Origin of the sequence: Mesorhizobium captivum, assembly GCF_033977165.1 — a bacterium.
Classification (GTDB): Bacteria; Pseudomonadota; Alphaproteobacteria; order Rhizobiales; family Rhizobiaceae; genus Mesorhizobium; species Mesorhizobium captivum.
On record NZ_JAVIJB010000035.1, the window covers coordinates 21,515 to 40,746 of the forward strand.

Below are 19,232 nucleotides of genomic sequence, written 5' to 3' on the forward strand. Positions count from 1 at the left end.
AGTCGGATTGGTGTCGTGCATATCCGTCCTGTTTCCTGGCACTTCGCATTGTCCTCGCGCTTCGAATGACCGTCGATCCCCGACCGTTTCGTCGGCCGATCACGGCGCGTAATAGTCCAGTCCGATGTCGAGAATTGGCGCACTGTGGGTCAACCAGCCGACGGAGATAAGATCGATGCCAGTGGCCGCGATGGCTGGCGCTGTCGCAGGCGTGATCCGGCCCGACGCCTCCGTGATCGCCCGGCTGGCAACCATGGCCACCGCCTGGCGAAGCTCATCGAGCGACATGTTGTCGAGCAGGACAGCGTCTGGGACAAGCGAGAGGGCTTCTTCCAACTGGGCAAGCGTGTCGACCTCGACTTCGATCTTGACGAGGTGGCCGACGCTCTGTCGCGCGCGTTTGATGGCGGAACGGATGCCGCCGGCAGCCGCGATGTGATTGTCCTTGATCAGGACGGCGTCGTCGAGGCCGAAGCGGTGATTGGCGCCGCCGCCAGCGCGCACGGCGTACTTTTCGACAGCCCGCAACCCGGGCGTCGTCTTGCGGGTGCAGGTGATCTTGGCGCGGTGCTCGCAAACCGCTGCGACAATCGATGCGGTTGCCGTGGCAATGCCACTCAAATGGCACAGGAAATTCAGCGCCGTCCTTTCAGCGGTCAGAATGGCCCGGGTCGGGCCACTCACCGATGCAATTATCTCCCCTTGCGCAACTTTGCTGCCGTCTGCTCGGTTCACATCTATCTTGATATTTTGGTCGATCAACCTGAACGCGAGGCTCACCAGATCGAGCCCGGCGACAACCCCGGGCTGGCGTGCGGCCAGCACGGTCGTGGCGTGATGATACTTCGCTACGGTCGCCTCGGTGGTGACGTCACCGGCTCTGCCCAGGTCTTCGAGAAGGGCGGACCGAACCAGCGGCTCGAGCATGATTGCGGGAAGTGGTAACAGGCTCATCAGGTGGCGCTTTCCAGCGTTGGCGAGTGCGCCAGTTCCCGAGCCGCGGCGAGGGCGGCTTGGAGGGTGATCTCGGAACGACGCGCAACAGCCGCATGATGGGGAAAGTCCTCGCGGTAGTGAGCGCCGCGGCTCTCTCGGCGCCGCAAGGCGGAAATAGCAAGCATCAGACCGACAGCCGCCGGATCCGATGCCGCGTCCTCGCGTTCAGCGAGCGGCAACAACGCCCGTGCGGCTGCTTTCAAAGCTTCGCCATTGCGCACGATACCGAGTGCGCGCGACACGAAAGGACGCGCGGGTAACGGATCGGGCGACGGGTAATCGTCCGCAAACACTGGCTTTGTTCTGCGAGCAGGCGTTCCGCCCACGCTTTCAGCGACCCAGCGCGCGCATACGACGGCCTCGGTCAAGGAATTGCTGGCGAGCCTGTTGGCGCCGTGCAGTCCGGTCGAGGCGGCCTCGCCACAGGCCCACAACCCCTTGACCGACGTCCTGCCCGAGGCGTCCACGGCAACGCCACCCATGTGATAGTGCTGGGCAGGACGAATGGGAATGAGATCGTGCACGGGATCAATCCCCAGTCCACGACAGGCACATGCGATTGTCGGGAAGTGTCGAACAAATTCCGGGCCAGGCCGTTTCCGCGCGTCGAGGAAGACTTGATGGCCACCTGCCAGATGGCTCCAGACTGCGCGCGCCACGACGTCGCGAGGCGCGAGTTCGGCGCCCGGCACGCCATCGAGGAAGCGCCGGCCCGTCTCGTCGATCAGAATAGCACCTTCGCCGCGGACAGCCTCGCTGACCAGCGCCATGGGGCGTTCGGGGCCCTCAAGCGCGGTCGGGTGGAACTGGATGAATTCGAGGTCGGCAAGGACAGCGCCGGCGCGGGCCGCAAGTGCCAGGCCCTGTCCGCAACTGCCCGAGGGATTGGTGGTGTCGAGAAATAGCCCGCCGATCCCACCGGTGGCAAGGACGACCCGCCGTGAGCCGAAGAAGACAGGTCCTAGCGCACAGCTTGCCCAGACGCCTCGGATCGCATTCTCCCTGACCGCTAGTCGGCGCGCTTCCACGCCCTCCACGACAACGATCGAGGGGGTGGAGCGCACGGCATCAATCAGTGCGCGCATGATCTCACGCCCGCTGCCGTCGCCATGAGCATGAACGATGCGACGCCGGCTGTGTGCGGCCTCTAATCCGAGGCACAGGGGTCCTTTTAGCGTACGGTCGAAGCGAACCCCAAAGCGCGCAAGCCCCTCGATCGCGCCAGGCGCGGCCTGAAGGATGCGGCTCGCCATATCCGTATCGCAAAGCCCGTCGCCGGCGGCGAGCGTATCAGCCAGGTGCAGTGTCGGATGGTCGTCTTGGCCGAAACTCGCAGCCAGCCCCCCCTGAGCCGAGGTACTCGAAGTGTCGGCTCCCAGAAGCGTCCTGGACAAAACAAGCACCGGCTCCGGCGCCAATTGAAGCGCGGTCATCAATCCGGCGATGCCGCCCCCGATGATGATGGGCCGCCCGAAGAAGCTGCGGACATCGGGGCTCAAATTGCCAGCATCCGTTCGACTGCGAGCCGCGCGCGCCCCGCGATCCCGGGTTCAATGGTGACGACATGGCGGTTCTGCTCGAGCGCCATGCGGATGTTGGCAAGCGTGATCCGCTTCATGTGCGGGCACAAATTGCAGGGCCGGATGAACTCGACATCTGGGTGCGCTAACGCGACGTTGTCACTCATCGAGCATTCCGTCATCAGCACGACACGCGGCGGCTTTTGCCTTTCGACATAGTCGGACATGGCTGCGGTCGAGCCGGAAAAATCGGCTTCGGCAACCACGTCGGGCGGGCATTCGGGATGGGCCAGCACCGTCACGCCGGGATGGTTTTCGCGCAACTCGCGGATATCGGCCGGCGTAAAGCGCTCATGCACCTCGCAATGGCCTTTCCAGGCGATGATTTCGACGTCGGTCTGGGCGGCGATATTGTGGGCCAGATATTCGTCCGGCAACATAATCACCCGGGGGACGCCAAGGGATTCGACGACCGCCTTGGCGTTGCCCGATGTACAGCAGACATCGGATTCGGCTTTCACTTCGGCCGACGTGTTGACGTAGGTGACGATCGGCACGCCGGGATAACGCTGGCGCATCAAGCGCACGTCTTGTGCCGTGATCGAATCAGCCAGCGAGCAACCGGCGCCGAGATCCGGAATGAGCACGATCTTGTCCGGATTAAGCAGCTTGGCCGTTTCGGCCATGAAATGCACGCCGGCCAGCACGATGACTTTCGCCTCGACCGTCATAGCCTTGCGGGCCAGCGCCAAGCTGTCGCCGACGATGTCGGCAATGCAGTGGAAGATCTCGGGTGTTTGATAGTTGTGGGCCAGGATGACGGCATTGCGCTCGCGTTTGAGCGTCAAAATAGCCTCGATGTCATCGCTGAAAGCCGCCCATTCCCCCGGCGGGATGACACGCCAGACGCGCCGATACAGAGACGCGGCCGAAGGTAATGCCCCGCTCATCGGCGCCTCCAGTTATAATCCATTTGACTATAAGGGATATATATCTAGGTTGACTATAAGGGTGTCAACCCCGTGCGACCGGCAATTTTGTGCCGACTATCGCCGTTTCGTCGAGGACTGCGTGCCGGAAGCGATAGAGTCTTGCCGGTCGCCCGCCCGTGTCGATAGAAGTCTCGCCAGTCTCCTCGACCAGCTCCTGCTGCTCTATGAGGCGACGAAAGTTCGGCTTGTTGATTAGCCTGCCGGCGAGCGCTTCGACCGTTCGTTGCAGCTGTAGCAGCGTGAAAGACTGCGGCATCAGCTCAAAGACGACCGGCCGGTATTTGATCTTGGAGCGCAGTCTCGCAATGCCCGTCGCCACGATGCGCCGATGATCGGCGACCATGGACTTGCTGGGCACCAGCGAGGCCCGCGTCGGGTCGCGCCCGTTTCCGGCCTCTTGGACCAGGCCTGCTTCGTAGACCAACTCATAGCGTTGAAGCGTGAGTTCCTCGTTCCAATGGCGGTCGTCGAAGCCGAAGGCCATCGCCGCCCGTTGCCGACGTTCGCGTCGCATGGCCGCGTCGCCCACGCTGTCTGCCCATTCAATCAGGCGTGGTCGCAGGACGTCCAGCACGACCGGCGGCGTGCCGGAGCGGTGGTCCTCCCATGGAAAATATTCATACCAGCTTCGCCACCCGCACTTGGGCGAGCCCGATGCCTTTTCCATGCGAGTCAGTGCGAGATAGCTGATGGAGATGGCGCGCTGCCGGCGCTCGGCGCCGACGCGGTCCCGATCAGCGAAGGTGTAGAGCTGCTCAATATAGCCCAGCGGATGGCCGGTCTGCTGCTCAACCCAGCCCCTCAACCCGGATTGCAGCGATCTGTGCTCAAGCGCAAATGGTCCGGAAGGCAGAGTGTCCGCCTGCCCGATGGTGAGGACACAGGGTTCACCGTCGTTTACGGCGACGACAAGGGCGATCAGGTCCACTTTGACTTCGTCGCCCGTGACGGCGACTCGGTCTTTGCTGGCTCCTGTTTCTTGATCGTCCATGTTCGCGAAAGTGGTTGGTCAGTTGCACGCCTGAATCGATTTAATTTAAGCGCAGCTGTCTGCACGTCAACATCGCGCAGCCGCACGGCTTTTTTTAGCTCTTCGCACTTGCACAAAGACGTGCCAAACGCGACACCTGCGGGGGGTGACGCCGGGGAAGGAAGCACTTGAGCACTGCTGGTGGTTCGAAGGCGATTACACCGCCCGATATTCGGGCGTAAGAGTGCGTCCCCGTCGTCTGCCTGACGGCCTTACGACGCCGATTGCAAAACTGGTCGATCGACGCTTTCACCTCATCTGAGATCCCGGCGGTCCGGCCGGAACGGACGCGACCTAGCTGCCGTCGGCTCGTAACCGGGTTCGTAAATGGCAATGACCCTGTCGATGGAACTGACCTGCTCGCGCACCTCGGCCTGCAGTTTCGCCAATTCCTCAGGCCTGCTGGTCAATTCGGCTCAGTTCCTCTGGGAGATCGCCTCCTAGTCCCCGCGGCGTTGCGTGGCCAAGTTTGCTACCAACGGCATCGCAACGCACGTCCGGCAGGCCGGATGGTCTATCTCGGACCAGCGTGTCGGTGTCGCTGGACGCTTTTATAATCCAGATTATAATAATCGTGATTATAAAAGGGAGCGTGCGGCCATGGACCACTTTATCGGGAGGGGAAGGGAGCTACGGCTGCTGGAACGCGAACTGGACAAGCGTTCGGCATCGCTCGTCATCGCCTATGGCCGCCGCCGGATCGGCAAGTCAAGGCTCCTGCGCCAAGCTGCCGTCGGCCGCAACGAAATCTATTTCCAGGCGACGCGGGTCTCCACAGTCCTGAACATGGAACAGTTCAAGCTCGAGGTGGCCCGGGTTCTTGGCCCGTCACCCGTCCTGGCGTCGCTCGACAGCTGGGAGGGTATTTTCCACTTCGTAGCCGAAGCAGCCAAGGCCAAACCGGGCACTGTGGTCACGATCGACGAATTCCCGTACCTCGTCGATCAGGACAGCGCTTTGCCATCGGTGATCCAACGGTTCTGGGACTCCGGGGCGGCACGCGCGGGAAACCTCAAGATCATACTGTGCGGTTCTGCGGTCGCTCAGATGGAGGACCTGCTGGCGGAAAAGAACCCGCTTTACGGGCGCATGACGCTGCGCCTGGAGGTGCGGCAGTTGCCCCTGCGCGACCTTTCGGGGTTCTTTCCGGAGTACAGCGCCGAGCAGCTCATAGAGACCTACGCCATTTTCGGCGGCGTGCCGTACTACCTGACCCTCTCCGACCAGCATGCAAGCCTGCGCGAAAACGTCATCAATCTGCTCCTGACAGAGACCGGGACCCTGATCGACGAACCTAACACCCTTCTGCAGAGCGAGCTTCGGGAACCGGGAATCTACGCGAGCATCGTGGCCGCGATCTCGGAAGGTCTGCATTCCGCCGGGGAGATCGCGACGCGGCTGCAGATGCCGACTACCGCGGTCGGCCAGTACATCGACAGGCTCGAGCGGCTCCATCTCGTGAGCAGTGTGCGGTCGCTCGACGCGGTAGAGAAGTCGCGGAACAAACGCGTCGTCTTGACCGACCGACTTATGGGTTTCTGGCACAGGTTCGTTAGGCCGAACCTAACGGCGATCAACGGCGGTTACGGCGCCGAAACCTACGACCAGTACATCCAGAGGCGTTTCCCCGAATATATGGGAGGCGCTTTCGAGGGCATCTGCCTGGACCACGCTCGCCTTCATCTCGCCGAGGTCCTGGGCAGTCTAGCCCGCGAAGTCGGCAGCATCTGGGGCCATGCCGACTTCGATATCGATGTCGCGGGCCGCCTCCTCGACGAGACGTTCTTCTACGGCGAATGCAAGTGGCGCTCGGTTAAGATCGACATGGGAATGCTCGATCTGTTGAAGAAGAGATCGGAGACGACTTCCTACGGAAGGGACAAACCAGGCAAGCAGTATCTGTTATTCAGCCGCAACGGCTGCAAGCCTGAACTCGCCGAACTCGCCAGGACTGACGCTTCTGTCCACATCATTGGACCCGAGGAACTGACGTTTGCGCCAACGCCAGATCCGGTGGACCGTCCAACGGGGTCGATTGGGCCTTGATCTGACGTTGTTGAGTTACGCCTCCCAGATCAGGTCTGGCGGTTTGTTGCCCTGCCAGTAGCCGCAGAGGAACCGGGAGGTCGGCCGCGACAGCGCGGTTCGCAGGACGCTGAACGTCTGGCGCCGTGGTACCGCGTGTCCTCGCGCCAGGCGAGCTCGGCGACGTACCAGTCGAAGTACTTGAGCGAGAAGCGGTGGGATGCCGACATAGGCCCGCTGGACGCGCGAGAAGAAGGTTTCGATCTGGTTGGCGTTGGTCCCATCTTCGGCCTGGTAGGGACGGTGAAGACCGCCTTGCAGACTCTGTCAGAGCACTTGAAGCGGCCGCGGCTCATCGCGTGGCAGCGCAGCGTGCCGCATTTCGGGCAGTAAGGCTCGCCATCGGTTTCCGGCCAGCGCACCTTCCTGAACCAGCCATAAGCCGTCTCCTCGCGGACCGTGGCGAGATCCATGACGGTGAGCGTCCGGCATTCCGGCGACAGCAGGAAATGCCGCCCTCTCGGTTGTTGTCTGGACTTCGCCACGGCTCAGTCCCCTCCGCTTGGAAGGCGGCTAGACCGCGTATTTCCAAGACCGGACCGAGACGGGACGCACGTGACCACGGCAGCGGGCTGCACGGACGAGAAGGCGATAGCGGATTTGATTGCTCATGTTCAGGCTCCAAATCGGCAGGCATGCAACGGTCGCGGCGGCCGATTGGCCACCAGAAGTCACAGCCGTATGAACGCCGTCCTGAACATGGATGGCCTGCTACCTGGAACGCGCTCAGGAGTCGATCGAAAGGAGGTCGAATGGTTAATCAGAAGTAGGAAGCCAATCTGCGCAAGCGAGTCTTGCACAAATTGGGCATCGTGAATGTGGCCCGAAAACCAGGTACTTAACGTGCAATTGGTGGTCTTTGCTGCCTAATGCCGGACAGTTCCTGACAGATTAAGGTGCCAGCTTCGCAAGGCGTATTCGAAAGCGCGCAGCGATCCAACTGCATTTGCTGCGAGGGAAATTGTGCGTTGCACAAAATTTGACGTGTGGCTAGCGTTCTTCCGCTGCGGGAATCGGGTTTGGGTAATACGTGACGAAGCACTGAGAACCGATGCTTCGTCGATAGTGCATTCATACCTGAGGACCCTGATGACCGTTACGAATACCGACAAAGCCGACACTGCAAGCCTCGAGGAAATCGCGCGAAATGGCAATATGCTACGTCGCATGGCCGTACGCATTCCGACATATCTGTCGGATCTTCGCGAGAATCCAGCGTGGCTGCCGATGTTCGTGCTCGCCCGGACCATGCCGGCACGGAGAATGCACTGGCGTGGTGCAAAGCCTGTTCGAGCGTCGCAGAAAGGCCGGGAAACAATGTTTGTCGGCGTCAATCGCCAGGACGTTGTCGATGCGCTGCAGTCGGATGGACTTTTTTCCGGACTCGTTTTGCCGAAATTTATCCATGGGGAAATCGCAGCTTTCGTCCGGTGCACACCTTGCTTTGGCAATTTCGATCGCCGTCTCGAATTCATGCCGGCGGATCATGCGGAGGCTGAGGCTCGATTCGGCCGTCCGTTGCTCAGCGGCCACTATTTCGAACGCATTCTCGGCTGCAAGGCGGCACTCGCCGTTCAAAACGATCCGCTGCTCATGGATATCGCTGCACACTATCTCGGTGGCCAGGCGAAACTGATCACTACGCGTGTTTGGTGGAGCTTCCCCACCGGCCAGGCCTCAGACGCCGACAAGAACCTGGCATCTCTCGGCAAATACCACTTCGACCTCGACGACTGGCGAATGTTGAAGTTCTTCTTCTACCTGCTGCCGGTCGACGAGGGCACCGGTCCGCATGTCTATGTCCGCGGCAGCCACAGGCGCCGCGCGCTCAAGCACCAGCTGACGCTTCTCGTCGGCCACCCCGCGGAAGAGATCCTGGACGTCTATGGCGAGCAAAGCCCCGTGACCCTTATCGGAGAGGCGGGGCTTGGCTTCGTAGAGGATCCGTTCGGCTTCCACATGGGCACCGTGCCGGCGCACACGCCGCGGCTGATGATGGAAGTCGGGTTCGGCGTTTCGCCACCCTCGCGGCGACGCTTCCACGGCGAGCCGGTTATTCGCTGATTTCCAAGAAGTCCCGAAACACCTTTTCCCAGACCGAAGACCAGTGCCTCGTAGGCCGATAAGCAATGGCACCATCCCGGAACAATCGGCGTCCACGGACGGCGTTTTCCGCCACATGGTGCCATTGCAACTATTTTCATCTGTCTAGGCAGTCCACCCTCGCGGACGACGCGCCTAGGAGGAACGGCGTCACGGAGCTCAATCATCTGTTAGAAGCTCCGGTTTTCCTCCGCTTTCTGGGGAGCTGACAAAACCTTATCCACAGATCTTGCTCGAGTTTGCGCTTTGCACCTGCCTCGAGCTGCAACAATTCGGTCTGGCCTCCCTCGTCGGCGATCCCGACTCAGATCGGGCTGCCAGAGACCGAGATCGGAGGCGCGCAACCAGGCGGTCACGTAGCGCCCAATAGGTCTGCCTCCGCAAGAATTCCCACAGGTAGGGATAGCGACCTCACGATGCGGTCCCGATAGCCCTTGTTGTACCTCAGACCCGACTCGATGTTTTGGATTTCCTCAGCGGCTAGCCCGCTCGTCACCGCCAGGTCCTCGATCGAATATCCAAGGTGTTCACGAAAAGCGCGAATTATGTGCACCCCCTCTGACATAGCCACCAAAACCGGTTCAGGAATGCGGGAATCCTTCATAGACACCTCCAAGAAGACCAAGGGCGCCCTGATAAATCGGTAGACTTGTCCCCGACCTAGCGCTCTAGCAATTCAAAAAAACGGACGTCGAATAGGCCCGGTCGGCCTCGTCCATGAAATGGGCCGCCTGAAATTGGCGGGCAGATCGGGATATGGCGGTTCACTCGATTCTGATCAAGTCCAAGAACCTGCCTGCCCTCAGCTGGCCTGGTCGGCTGTACCCGCATCACGCCTATGGCCAGCGGCTCATCATGGCTGACGGCCCTCTTGAACAGGAACTCGAAACTCGCCCCTGTCGCCGTCTCCAGTGCTATCGCGGCACCGTCCACCGAGCCTGGCCGACGCTTTTATTCCATTGCGGATCACCGGCAAAAAAAGCGCTGTTAACCAGATTTTCTAAGCCGCCAATACAAACTCGCCGGCTCAACGGGTGAGGTGATGGATGTGTGATTCGAACATAAGCGCCTTTCCGCTGCACCGGCGGCGGAAGTTGGTCGAAGGTATCGCCCGGATCCTGGAATCCAAGAACGGGGAAGACGCGAATGCCTTCTGGCGCAACACCGCTAAGCAAATTCTCGTTCAACTGTCCGAATCAGGGATTTCACCCAGGCTCGCCGAACAGGAAGTTGGAACGCTTCTTCATGCAGTCTTAAGCAATATAGCCATCCGGAGTGCTGCGACGCTTGCATGATAGCATCTGCTCGCGACAAAGGACTGCCGACGGCGCGCTCGGCAAGGCGATACTGGCTGGAGCTCACATTGGCCGGGCCAGAGCGGCCCGACCCACCAGCCACAATCGGCCGACACGGCCGACATCCACCGCTGTTACAACAGCACAGCGGGCACCTGGACGCTGCTGGGTTGACTATCTGTGTCGGAACCGCAAAAAGGGGCCGCTCTTCGTGAGTGGCGTGCGCCGGCAGTCTCGCCCCAAGCCCCGCCCAGGCTGCCGGCGCGCTTCTAGGAATGTCGAGGCAGGCCGCGCCCAACGCCTTGTCCGACCATGCGTCGATCAGATCCTCGAGCAGGCAGCGGGTGTAGGCATCGCATGCGCCTCCGCCTGGCGAGAGGCCTTGCACTTCCTCCAGCGAGGAAAGCCGATTGCCATCGGTACGCCAGTTTTGGTGTTTGGCCAACTGCCATCTGCGATCTCGTGTCGACTCGCCGAGTGAGCTGTGGAAGCTCCTCCTGATTGCAAAAGGGTAGGGCGGCTAAGCGGCGATCGTGATCGATCCTTACGCCTCCGATTCGGCGCGGTAGGCTCCATTCGCGTGAGCGGAAGACGCGGTGCATTTGCGTTTTGCGAAATCGCCGGAGCCGTTTTCGAGCATGACACTCATGCCGGCGATGTCGGCACCGATGCAGGATATCAAAATCGACAAGCTGCATTCTAGCCAAATGCTTGCCCGCTTGATGCACGGCGATGAGCTTTCGGCGGCCTGAAGCGGCGATCTGGTTTCCTTTGCGGTGCGTTTTCCCAAACCTCATCAGGCGCCGGCGGTGATCCGTCGTGGATGAAGGCGAGGGTTTGCGGGTTGAGGTCAGCGGGCTTGTTCCGGGACGTCTGCGCCCCATCGTTTATGTCGCGAGTTGCGGGATGCGAGTGAGGACGATGCGCAAAATGCGCTGATCCGGGCAGGATGTCGTCAGGTGCAGGCGAATTTGGGTTTTCAACTCTACCACGCGCCTCTCACTGTGACCTCGATCACGCGCGACCAGTGATCGCTAGATGGGTCGCCGGATGCAGCGGATGCGCCAGCATTCGGCGCTCGGATCACACCTGCGGCCCTATGCCGCCATGCTAACAGCAACACACGGCTGCGCAAGTCTACCGGCACCGGCGATCGCCTGTTCCTCAATCCCGCTCTCAGACGCGCAATTCTCAACCGAGGACTCTAGCGTCAGCCCGGTGCCCAGTTGGTCACAGCATTTTGTCCGCGTCCGATAGACGACAATCTGTGTTCAGGTCCAGACATCCTAGGGGTTAGGATCAAGCCGGCCAGGGGCGACTCCTCCGATTTGTGGTCGCTGCTCACAACCCTTTTGGTGGCATGCCAATTGCATATTCATAGCCATGATACGTGTTCCGACATGGCTCGTCGCGCAGTCTTTAGCCCAGGAGTTCACATTACATTCGTCCGAACGCAATACAGGCTGCGCATCCCGCGTGGGACGCCCTAGCTCCGTTGGATCTCGCTGCGATCGGCAGACAGGATCGCTATCCCGCAGATTCTCGTAAAACAAACATTCAGGAGAATTTATGACTCGACCACATGAATATCTGCTTCGCCGGCTCTCCCAATGGCACATAACACCAGATCCTCTTCAAATCCGTGATGATCCAAAAGGAAAACGAAAAATGCCTACCTCAGAAAAAGACGCTGTGGCGCGCTCGAGGCTCCTGAAATTGCGGTCTCACTGGCCACGAACGATACTTGCTGCCACGGCGTTGGCCATTATAATGACCGCTCCAGCTCCAGCCGTCCCCCAAGACGCTGACAAGCACTACTCCGACCAAAGCTTGGTTGGTGAAGACTGGATAAGTTGTATACTTGGGGCATTGTGCATTGGCGATCCAGAGGTCCTCGAAGACCTACCGTCACCTAGCCCGCTTGATGCACGGCGGTGAGCTTTCGGCGGCCTGAGGCGGCGCTCTGGTCACCATTGCGGTACGTTTTGACAAGCCTCGTCGGGCGCCGGGTTGATCCGTCGGTGATGGCAGGCGGGGTTTTGCGGGTTGCGGTCAGCGTCCTCAGTCGCATCCCGCAACTCGCGACATAAACGATGGGACGCAGATGCCCCAAAACGAACGATGCGCAGGATGCGCTGGTCCGGGCTGGATGTCGGCAGGTGCAGGCGAATTTGGGTCTTCATCTCGATCGCACGCGCGGCGATCTTGATGAGGCGCAATCGCAGCGTGTCGAATTGGGCGACGGCAAAGCTCGTTTCGGCATCGCGGCGCGCAGGCCCGCATAAGCCAGTAGGCGCCGGCATGCAGGAACAGCCGGAACTGGTTAGCCGTCGCTCTTGCGCAGGATGTCCGGTCGCCAGCGAGATGCATCTTCCAGGACTTGATGTGGTTCTCGGCCGCGCCGCACCGGCAATAGACATCCTCGTAGAGTGCCTTGGCCTTGCCACCGGCAAAGTTGGTGACGATGAAGCGGGTATCGGCACCTTGGCGCCGACCTCGACCCGCGCGATGACGTGCTCGACGCGGCTCCAACTGGCGGCCCCATCCAGGAACTCCGTGAAGCGGCGGACCTTGCCCGTCTTGCCGACGCTTCAAGGCGCGCCATCGTGCGGGTCTCCAGCTCCGCGACATGCTTGCGCAAGGTCGTGGCGGGCGCAACGCCGAGGATGAAGTCAACATCGTTGCGGTAGTGTCTCAGTTTGAAAATCTTGTCAGCAGAGTCGTCACGAGGACCATTCCGGGCTGTGCTTGCCGCTAAGCATATGGCAGCATACGCCGAATCATGTCCAAAGACCTCAACCCAGAGAAAGCGCTGATTTTCCGGATTGTCCACAGGGACAACATTGGACCCGTGTTGGCCGATGGCTGCCACTGCCGCGCCACCATGGAAGGTAAAAAATATATCGAGATCGGCAACCCGGAGCTCATCCAAAAGCGCACTGAAAAAGCAGTGCCAAGCGGGCCAGGCGGTACTCTGAGCGACTATGTTCCTTTCTATTTCACGCCCTACAGCCCGATGCTCTACAATATCAAGACGGGTTACAACGGCATCAAGCAGCGCCCCATGCGGGATATCTTGATCCTCGTGTCTTCGCTGCGTCACTTGGCCAAGCTCGAAGTTCCGTTTGTGTTTACCGACCGTCATGCCTATCTGAGGATGGCGCAGTTCTCGGACGATTTGGCCGATCTTAATTGGATCATTTGGCCAACCCTGCAAGCTCGCGATTTCAAACGCGATGACGTTGACAAGTTCGAGAAATATCAGGCTGAAGCGCTGGTCTATAAGCACGTTCCGCTCGATGCGCTGCTCGGCATCGTTTGCTATGACGCAGAAACTAAGGCCGAGATCGAGGCAGCCGCCGCGAAAGCAGGCGCTAATGCGAAAGTTTTGGCGGAAAGGAGATGGTTCCTCTGATGGTCAAATTTGTCCGTGGCAACCTACTCGAAGCTGACACTGAAGCTCTGGTAAACACCGTCAACACCGTCGGCGTGATGGGGAAGGGCGTGGCCTTGATGTTCAAGGAGGCATTCCCCGAAAACTTCAAGCTTTACGAAGCAGCTTGTGAGGACAAGCGCGTGCGGCTTGGCGAGATGTTCGTTACGGAGAGGAACGACCTCTATGGCCCGAAATGGATAATCAACTTCCCTACCAAGGCGCACTGGCGGTATCCATCCAAGATTGAATGGATAGCAAATGGCCTGGACAACCTTAAAGCGGTCTTGAAGCGCAATAACATCAAATCCATAGCAATTCCACCTTTGGGTGCTGGCAACGGCGGCTTAGAGTGGCAGGAGGTTCGTGAACTCATCCTTTCTAAGCTTGACCCTCTAAAAGATGTTGAAGTTGTTGTTTATGAACCGACTCACCAATACCAGAACGTGGCCAAACGTACTGGCGTAGATAAGTTGACTCCAGCGCGAGCGCTGATAGCGGAACTTGTCAGGAGATATTGTATTCTTGGAATCCAGTGCTCTTTGCTTGAAGTCCAGAAGCTTGGCTATTTCGTAGAGCGATTCGCGAACCGAGAAGGTTTGGATGCAATGAAATTCGAATTTGGAGCAAATAAATATGGTCCGTATTCGGACAAGATGAAGCACATGTTGAATGCTTTGGATGGGAGCTATTTACATTGCGACAAGCGACTTGGTGATGCCGGCCCCTTTGAGCCAATTCATTTTGATGATGAGCGAAAGGAGCACGTTTCTGCCTACTTTTCTACCGCAGAGGCAAAGCCATATCGATCGGCTTTGGAGGCCACAAGCAGGCTTATCGACGGATTCGAGTCTCCCTTAGGAATGGAGTTGCTCGCGACTGTCGATTGGTTGGTGCACCACGAAAAGGTTGCTCCCCAAGTTGCCGAAATCAGGGAAGCTCTGCCCAAATGGCCCGGTGGCGAAGATGCGGCTGAGCGCAAGTTGCGGCTGTTTGATGATCGCATCGTCAAGATAGCCCTGGATGCCTTGAAGGAAAACTCTTTGGTGCAGGCAAGCTAATGCCCACGGGACCCAAAGGACAGAAACGCCCCGCCGACGTGATCGGCAACGTCGTCCGCGTCATGCGCATTGCAACTGGCGAGGAAACCGACGACACGTCGGACGACGGCAAGAGTGCTGCCGCGAAAGAGCTTGGTTCGAAAGGCGGAAAGAAGCGCGCCGCCAATATGACGCCAGAGCGCCGAGCGGAAATCGCACGGGACGCTGCAAAAAAGAGATGGGGAAGTCGGTAACATAGTTGACCTGAAACGCCATTTTTGGGAATCTGGTTTGCACGAATCAGATCGGAGCCAATTTGGCAATGCCCATCATTCCCGAAATTCAGGAGCGCTTGCGCCTAGCTTTTCCGCCGTCTTGTGACCTTCTCCTCTCACGCGCGGTTCAAGAAGGAAGTTTCTTGGCCGGGCATCTTTTTGAGGGTGAATCCTTCCTGAACAATGTGATCGGCCGGGACATCCGAGGGCACGTTCGCCGCGTCGGAATCGCCTACCAGATCGATTTGTATTGTAACCGTGGCGATCTCCCGTTCGTCACGGCTATGAAGCCGATGCCGAAGGGGAATTGGCATTGGCTGGAGATTACGGCTACAGGTGCAATCGGCCATGTCGTCCGTACCGATGATGTCGACGGCTTCCCGGACGAAGCAGAGAGTAGACAGGATAAGCGGCTCTCAATCCAACCCGATCTCTTGAGCTGGTCTGAGAAGGACAAGGACATCAACAAGCTGGTTCACAAGATACCCAAGCTTTACGCGTGGCTGACGTTTCGCGCGGCCCATGATGGAAAGCTTAGCCATCTCTGCTGGGGTGCGCCGGCTCCTGACACTGATACCTGGATTGGCCATATCAACGTGTTGGAAGAAGTGGCCAAACGCGGCGCCGAAGTGCCTGCCGTTGCAAAGGTGCCAGACCCGAAGGAAGTGCTGCGCTTGAAAGACCACGTTGCTCAGGCGCTAGAAGAAGACGCCAAGAAGAAAGGCGCATAGCAGTTATGAATGACCTCTTTTCGGCCGATAGGAGGAATCTGCCTAGGGTAATCCCAGAGCGCATTCGCGAAGCTCGTGAGGCGCGGGGCCTGCAGATCGAAGCCTTTGCCGAACTCTTAGATATTACTAAACAGGCGGTTTCCCGCCTGGAAAGCGGCCTGTCGGCTCCCAGTGGGGAGACCTTCGGTCGCATCATAGCCGTAACGCGGCAGCCTCCGGCCTTCTTCACCACGCCAAGGCAACGCGCCGCAGATGGCATATTGCCATTTTGGCGGAGTTTGAAACGCGTTGAGCTGCACCACCGCAAGCGCATCGCTCGACGTCTTGAATGGGCTAGCGACGTTGTGGCGTACTTGGAGCGCTTCATCGACCTGCCTACGATTGATCTTCCATCGCTCGATTTTGAACCGGCATCGCAATCGATTGAGCAAATCGAGGCGGCTGCTGACGCTTTGCGTAGCGCTTGGTCGCTTGGTCGTGGACCCATTCGAGACCTATCTGCGATCATGGAACTGCATGGGTTCATTCTAATACATGAAGCGGTTGATTGCGCTGATATGGATGCGGTGTCGTGTTGGCAATCGGGCCGCCCATACGTGCTGTTTTCGTCCGATGTAACCAGCGGTCCGCGCACAGCCTATAATCTTGCACACGAACTTGGGCATATGTTGCTGCATTCTTCGGTCGCGGTTACATCCGACAATATTAATGAAATTGAGCGGCAGGCGAATCGCTTCGCCAGCGCGCTACTTCTGCCGCAAGATACTTTCAGTCGGGAAGTCTTGGGTACGTCTCTTAGTCACTTTGAGTTTTTGAAGCAGAAGTGGGGTGTATCTATCGCCGCTATGGCCTATCGATGTAAAGATTTGGAGTTAATAAACGTAAATCAGCATGGCTATATTATGCGGCAGTTAAATATGAAGCGCATCAGAAATCACGAGCCGCTTGATGAGCTGTTTCAGACGCGCGAACCGACAATTCTGGAATCATCTATCAAAATGCTTTTAGATCACGGAGTGCAGACCAAAGACCAATTAGAGGAAGCGCTAGCGCTTAGCCTGGGTGATATCGAGCGGCTTTGTGGCCTGCCAAAGGGTCACCTGGATACGCGTGTCGTGCCGTTCACGCCGAGACTTCGAAATTCGAATTGAACTTGAATGCTTGACGCTAAGCATAAAAGTTCACATACTAGGGGCATGAACAAGCTGCCCCTGCAAACCCGCGTCCAAATCCTCTCGATGCTTTGCGAGGGTAGCTCGATGCGGTCGATCTCCCGCGTTGCCGATGTGTCGATCAACACCGTTTCCAAGCTGCTGGTCGATGCCGGCAAGTTCTGCGCCGATCTGCATGACCGCGAAGTCCGCAACGTCACGTCGAAGCGTATCCAGTGCGATGAAATCTGGTCGTTTGTCGGCGCGAAGGCCAAGAACGTTTCGACGATGAAGCAGCCGGTCGAAGGCGCTGGCGACGTGTGGACCTGGACCGCTCTGGACAGCGACACCAAGCTTATCGTGTCGTGGCTGGTCGGAGGTCGCGACGGCGAATATGCGCTGGCCTTCATGGATGACGTGAAGGACCGCATTGCGAACCGCGTCCAGCTTACGACCGATGGTCACCGCGCCTATCTCAATGCGGTCGAGGAAGCCTTTGGAGCCGACATCGATTATGCCATGCTTGTGAAGCAGTACGGCGAGCCGGAAAGCAACAAGTCGCCAGAGCGCCGCTATAGCCCGGCTGTCTGCACTGGCGTCAAGACGCGCGTCGAAGGCAATCCGGAGCATGTCAGCACGTCGCACATCGAGCGTGCCAATCTCACCATGCGCATGGCAAACCGCCGCTTCACGCGTCTTACCAATGCGTTCTCAAAGAAGTTCGACAACCACGTCCACATGGTCGCGATCTATACCGTCTGGTACAACTTCATCAAAATGAATAAGACGTCGAAAATGACGCCCGCAATGGCGGCTGGCGTGTCGCAAACTCTGTGGTCGATGGAAGACCTTTGCGAGAAGATGGACGCCGTTGCGCCGAAGCCGGGCAAGCGCGGTCTTTACAAAAAGCACGTGGCGGAAAATTCAAACTGAGACACTACCGGCGCGGCACCAGTCGATGACCTGTGGACTGCAATAGTGGCGGTCGGTCCGGATCAGGATCCGGGTGTTCGGCCAGTTGCTCCGGATCGCCCGCACCAGGCGGCGCAGGTGGGGGCGGATTTGTGCCCCACTCGGCCGCTTGGCCGCGACGAAGCGGCCATCGCCATCGAACACCACGATCGGCTGGAAGCCGTACTCGTCGTGATGGGCATTGAACAGACGAGCTGCTGGCCGCCGTGCACGGCATTGAAGGTGTCGTCGATGTCGAGCACGATCCGCTTCGGAATCTGCCGGACGGAGGCACAACCATCGCCCGGCCCATCGCGACCAGTTCCCGCACGCCGGGCAGGTTCTCCAGCCGGCACATTGTCGATTGCGACGCCAGATCCCGACCCGAATGGGGTGCATCCTGGGCCATCTTGAAGATCGGATCGGAGCGCAGCCGGTTGGCATCATTGCCATCCACATAACCGGCGGCAATCATCTTCATGCGCAAGCCGATCATATAGACGACTTGGCCCGGGCAGCGCGGATCATCGATGCAGCGTGCCAGACGCTCCGCCACCCGCAGCCACTTCTCCACCTCGGCCAGAGCCAGAACGCCACTGTTGGACGACAGCATGCCGCCGTCGAAACGGGCAACGACGGACTTGCCTCCGACAGATGATAAACCGCTCAGCGGCGGCGTAGGATCGTGCATGGCGGGTGTGGTCTCCGGAATGATTAGGATTGGCGTAAGCAACCAAATTCCACGTCGTTTCAACGGCTTGCACCACCTCCGCCAACCCTCATGAATCAGGCTAGCTGACCGGCATATGTCCGGCCTCCCGCAAGGCGCCTAGGAAGAGAGCGGCATGGTCGTCGACATTAATCTTGGCCTGCATCGACAGGGGCAGGCCGGTCCAATTCTCCAGTGGCGCGGTCAAACCCAAGAAAATTCCACCGACAATGCAATGGCGGATAACAACGCCTTTTATGTCCAAGGCCAGCACGCCGGTCCGGTCACTTGGATATCGGATGGCCGCGATCCGCTGGACCGCCGCGTCACCGTCCACCCGCACGTCGAAAAGCAGGATACCGCGGCTCCTGGCGGCTATCGCCGCGGCCTTTTCAGTGAAGCCTATGGAGAGCGCGCCGACACTTTCGACCGCCATCTGGAATACCAGCGAATCCAGTTCATCCGCAGCCATGGGAGCAATTGCGCGCAACACAGGGGTGATTGCAATGACGCACACGGCTTGTTCACAGAAGACGGCCCACGCCCGATCGTTTGGTTTGGGTTGACGCTCGGCAACTGACTGACGGCGTGCTCCGATTCGAGCCAATCCTGAACCTGAAGGCGCGGGCTGTTAATGACGTTGGGCTTCCGCTCGAGGCCCATTAATAAAATCGGTTCCTTCAGTCCTCGAAGCTCGGCCACTTGGCGCTTGATCGAAGCGTCGAGAACCTTGTTTCTGCGGGTCCGCGCCTCTTTCAGAGCCTATTTTGTTATGCCTGGATCTTGGAATGCAGTGAAGTGGGCCGTCTATCAGGTTGGTGTTTCTTGCAGGCTCAGCCCGCTTGAGCACAGCGGCACGTCAGCGCATCAAACTCGTCCTCAGTTCACAAACGAGGCTCCCTGGGGTACTGGGAGAGCAGA

16 protein-coding genes and 2 pseudogenes are annotated in these 19,232 nt (G+C 59.0%); 9 read left to right on the plus strand and 9 right to left on the minus strand.

Going from position 1 to position 19,232, the window contains the following annotated elements; all coding sequences use genetic code 11:
• Positions 1 to 99: 99 nt before the first annotated feature.
• The 4 genes from nadC to RFM40_RS25045 form a co-directional block, all read right to left on the minus strand.
• Positions 100 to 954, minus strand: a complete 855-nt coding sequence (nadC, locus tag RFM40_RS25030; RefSeq protein ID WP_320278485.1) for a carboxylating nicotinate-nucleotide diphosphorylase — start codon at positions 952 to 954, stop codon at positions 100 to 102.
• Positions 954 to 2,495 carry an L-aspartate oxidase gene (locus tag RFM40_RS25035; protein WP_320278486.1) on the minus strand — a complete coding sequence of 514 codons (1,542 nt, stop codon included), beginning with the start codon at positions 2,493 to 2,495 and terminating at the stop codon, positions 954 to 956. The genes nadC and RFM40_RS25035 overlap by 1 nt, the downstream gene beginning before the upstream one ends.
• Entirely contained in the window at positions 2,492 to 3,466 is a 975-nt protein-coding gene (nadA, locus tag RFM40_RS25040; RefSeq protein ID WP_320278487.1) for a quinolinate synthase NadA, read from the minus strand. Before nadA ends, RFM40_RS25035 begins: the two co-directional genes overlap by 4 nt.
• Positions 3,467 to 3,530: 64 nt before the next feature.
• Positions 3,531 to 4,499, minus strand: coding sequence for an NUDIX hydrolase (locus RFM40_RS25045; RefSeq protein ID WP_320278488.1), 969 nt, complete (start codon positions 4,497 to 4,499; stop codon positions 3,531 to 3,533).
• A 639-nt stretch (positions 4,500 to 5,138) separates the two neighbouring features.
• Here RFM40_RS25045 and RFM40_RS25050 point away from each other — a divergent pair.
• Positions 5,139 to 6,584: an ATP-binding protein gene (locus tag RFM40_RS25050; RefSeq protein ID WP_320278489.1), complete on the plus strand. Its 1,446-nt coding sequence runs from the start codon at positions 5,139 to 5,141 to the stop codon at positions 6,582 to 6,584.
• A 29-nt stretch (positions 6,585 to 6,613) separates the two neighbouring features.
• Here RFM40_RS25050 and RFM40_RS33760 read toward each other — a convergent pair whose 3' ends face one another.
• On the minus strand, positions 6,614 to 7,036 hold the full coding sequence (locus tag RFM40_RS33760) for a transposase (RefSeq protein WP_430691727.1): 423 nt from the start codon (positions 7,034 to 7,036) through the stop codon (positions 6,614 to 6,616).
• A gap of 676 nt (positions 7,037 to 7,712) precedes the next feature.
• Here RFM40_RS33760 and RFM40_RS25055 point away from each other — a divergent pair.
• The gene (locus RFM40_RS25055; RefSeq protein ID WP_320278490.1) at positions 7,713 to 8,687 is read left to right on the plus strand and encodes a hypothetical protein; all 975 of its coding nucleotides are present in this window, start codon (positions 7,713 to 7,715) and stop codon (positions 8,685 to 8,687) included.
• Positions 8,688 to 9,078: 391 nt separating this feature from the next.
• Here the strand turns inward: RFM40_RS25055 and RFM40_RS25060 are convergent, their stop codons facing one another.
• Positions 9,079 to 9,330 (minus strand): helix-turn-helix domain-containing protein, encoded by a 252-nt coding sequence (locus RFM40_RS25060; RefSeq protein ID WP_320235946.1) that lies wholly within the window; start codon positions 9,328 to 9,330, stop codon positions 9,079 to 9,081.
• A 442-nt stretch (positions 9,331 to 9,772) separates the two neighbouring features.
• Between RFM40_RS25060 and RFM40_RS25065 the strand changes: the two genes are divergently transcribed.
• Positions 9,773 to 10,021 (plus strand): DUF6074 family protein, encoded by a 249-nt coding sequence (locus RFM40_RS25065; protein ID WP_320235947.1) that lies wholly within the window; start codon positions 9,773 to 9,775, stop codon positions 10,019 to 10,021.
• Positions 10,022 to 12,141: 2,120 nt separating this feature from the next.
• Here RFM40_RS25065 and RFM40_RS25070 read toward each other — a convergent pair.
• A pseudogene (locus RFM40_RS25070) lies at positions 12,142 to 12,698 on the minus strand (transposase); the annotation flags it as partial.
• Positions 12,699 to 12,803: 105 nt separating this feature from the next.
• On the opposite strand from RFM40_RS25070, the gene darT reads away from it, so the two are divergent.
• The 6 genes from darT to RFM40_RS25100 all read left to right on the plus strand — a co-directional run bounded on the left by darT (position 12,804) and on the right by RFM40_RS25100 (position 17,584).
• Positions 12,804 to 13,436 (plus strand): type II toxin-antitoxin system toxin DNA ADP-ribosyl transferase DarT, encoded by a 633-nt coding sequence (gene darT, locus RFM40_RS25075; RefSeq protein ID WP_320278491.1) that lies wholly within the window; start codon positions 12,804 to 12,806, stop codon positions 13,434 to 13,436.
• Positions 13,436 to 14,515, plus strand: coding sequence for a type II toxin-antitoxin system antitoxin DNA ADP-ribosyl glycohydrolase DarG (darG, locus tag RFM40_RS25080; RefSeq protein ID WP_320235950.1), 1,080 nt, complete (start codon positions 13,436 to 13,438; stop codon positions 14,513 to 14,515). Before darT ends, darG begins: the two co-directional genes overlap by 1 nt.
• The gene (locus tag RFM40_RS25085; protein WP_320278492.1) at positions 14,515 to 14,748 is read left to right on the plus strand and encodes an RNA-binding protein; all 234 of its coding nucleotides are present in this window, start codon (positions 14,515 to 14,517) and stop codon (positions 14,746 to 14,748) included. The genes darG and RFM40_RS25085 overlap by 1 nt, the downstream gene beginning before the upstream one ends.
• A 68-nt stretch (positions 14,749 to 14,816) precedes the next feature.
• Entirely contained in the window at positions 14,817 to 15,500 is a 684-nt protein-coding gene (locus tag RFM40_RS25090) for a hypothetical protein (RefSeq protein WP_320278493.1), read from the plus strand.
• A 5-nt stretch (positions 15,501 to 15,505) separates the two neighbouring features.
• Complete coding sequence (locus RFM40_RS25095; RefSeq protein ID WP_320278494.1) at positions 15,506 to 16,651, plus strand: helix-turn-helix domain-containing protein; 1,146 nt, start codon at positions 15,506 to 15,508, stop codon at positions 16,649 to 16,651.
• Positions 16,652 to 16,696: 45 nt separating this feature from the next.
• Complete coding sequence (locus RFM40_RS25100) at positions 16,697 to 17,584, plus strand: IS1 family transposase (protein WP_320278495.1); 888 nt, start codon at positions 16,697 to 16,699, stop codon at positions 17,582 to 17,584.
• A 9-nt stretch (positions 17,585 to 17,593) separates the two neighbouring features.
• Here the strand turns inward: RFM40_RS25100 and RFM40_RS25105 are convergent.
• A pseudogene (locus tag RFM40_RS25105) lies at positions 17,594 to 18,293 on the minus strand (transposase); the annotation flags it as partial.
• A 100-nt stretch (positions 18,294 to 18,393) separates the two neighbouring features.
• Positions 18,394 to 18,783 carry a hypothetical protein gene (locus tag RFM40_RS33765; RefSeq protein WP_430691726.1) on the minus strand — a complete coding sequence of 130 codons (390 nt, stop codon included), beginning with the start codon at positions 18,781 to 18,783 and terminating at the stop codon, positions 18,394 to 18,396.
• Positions 18,784 to 19,232 lie beyond the last annotated feature (449 nt).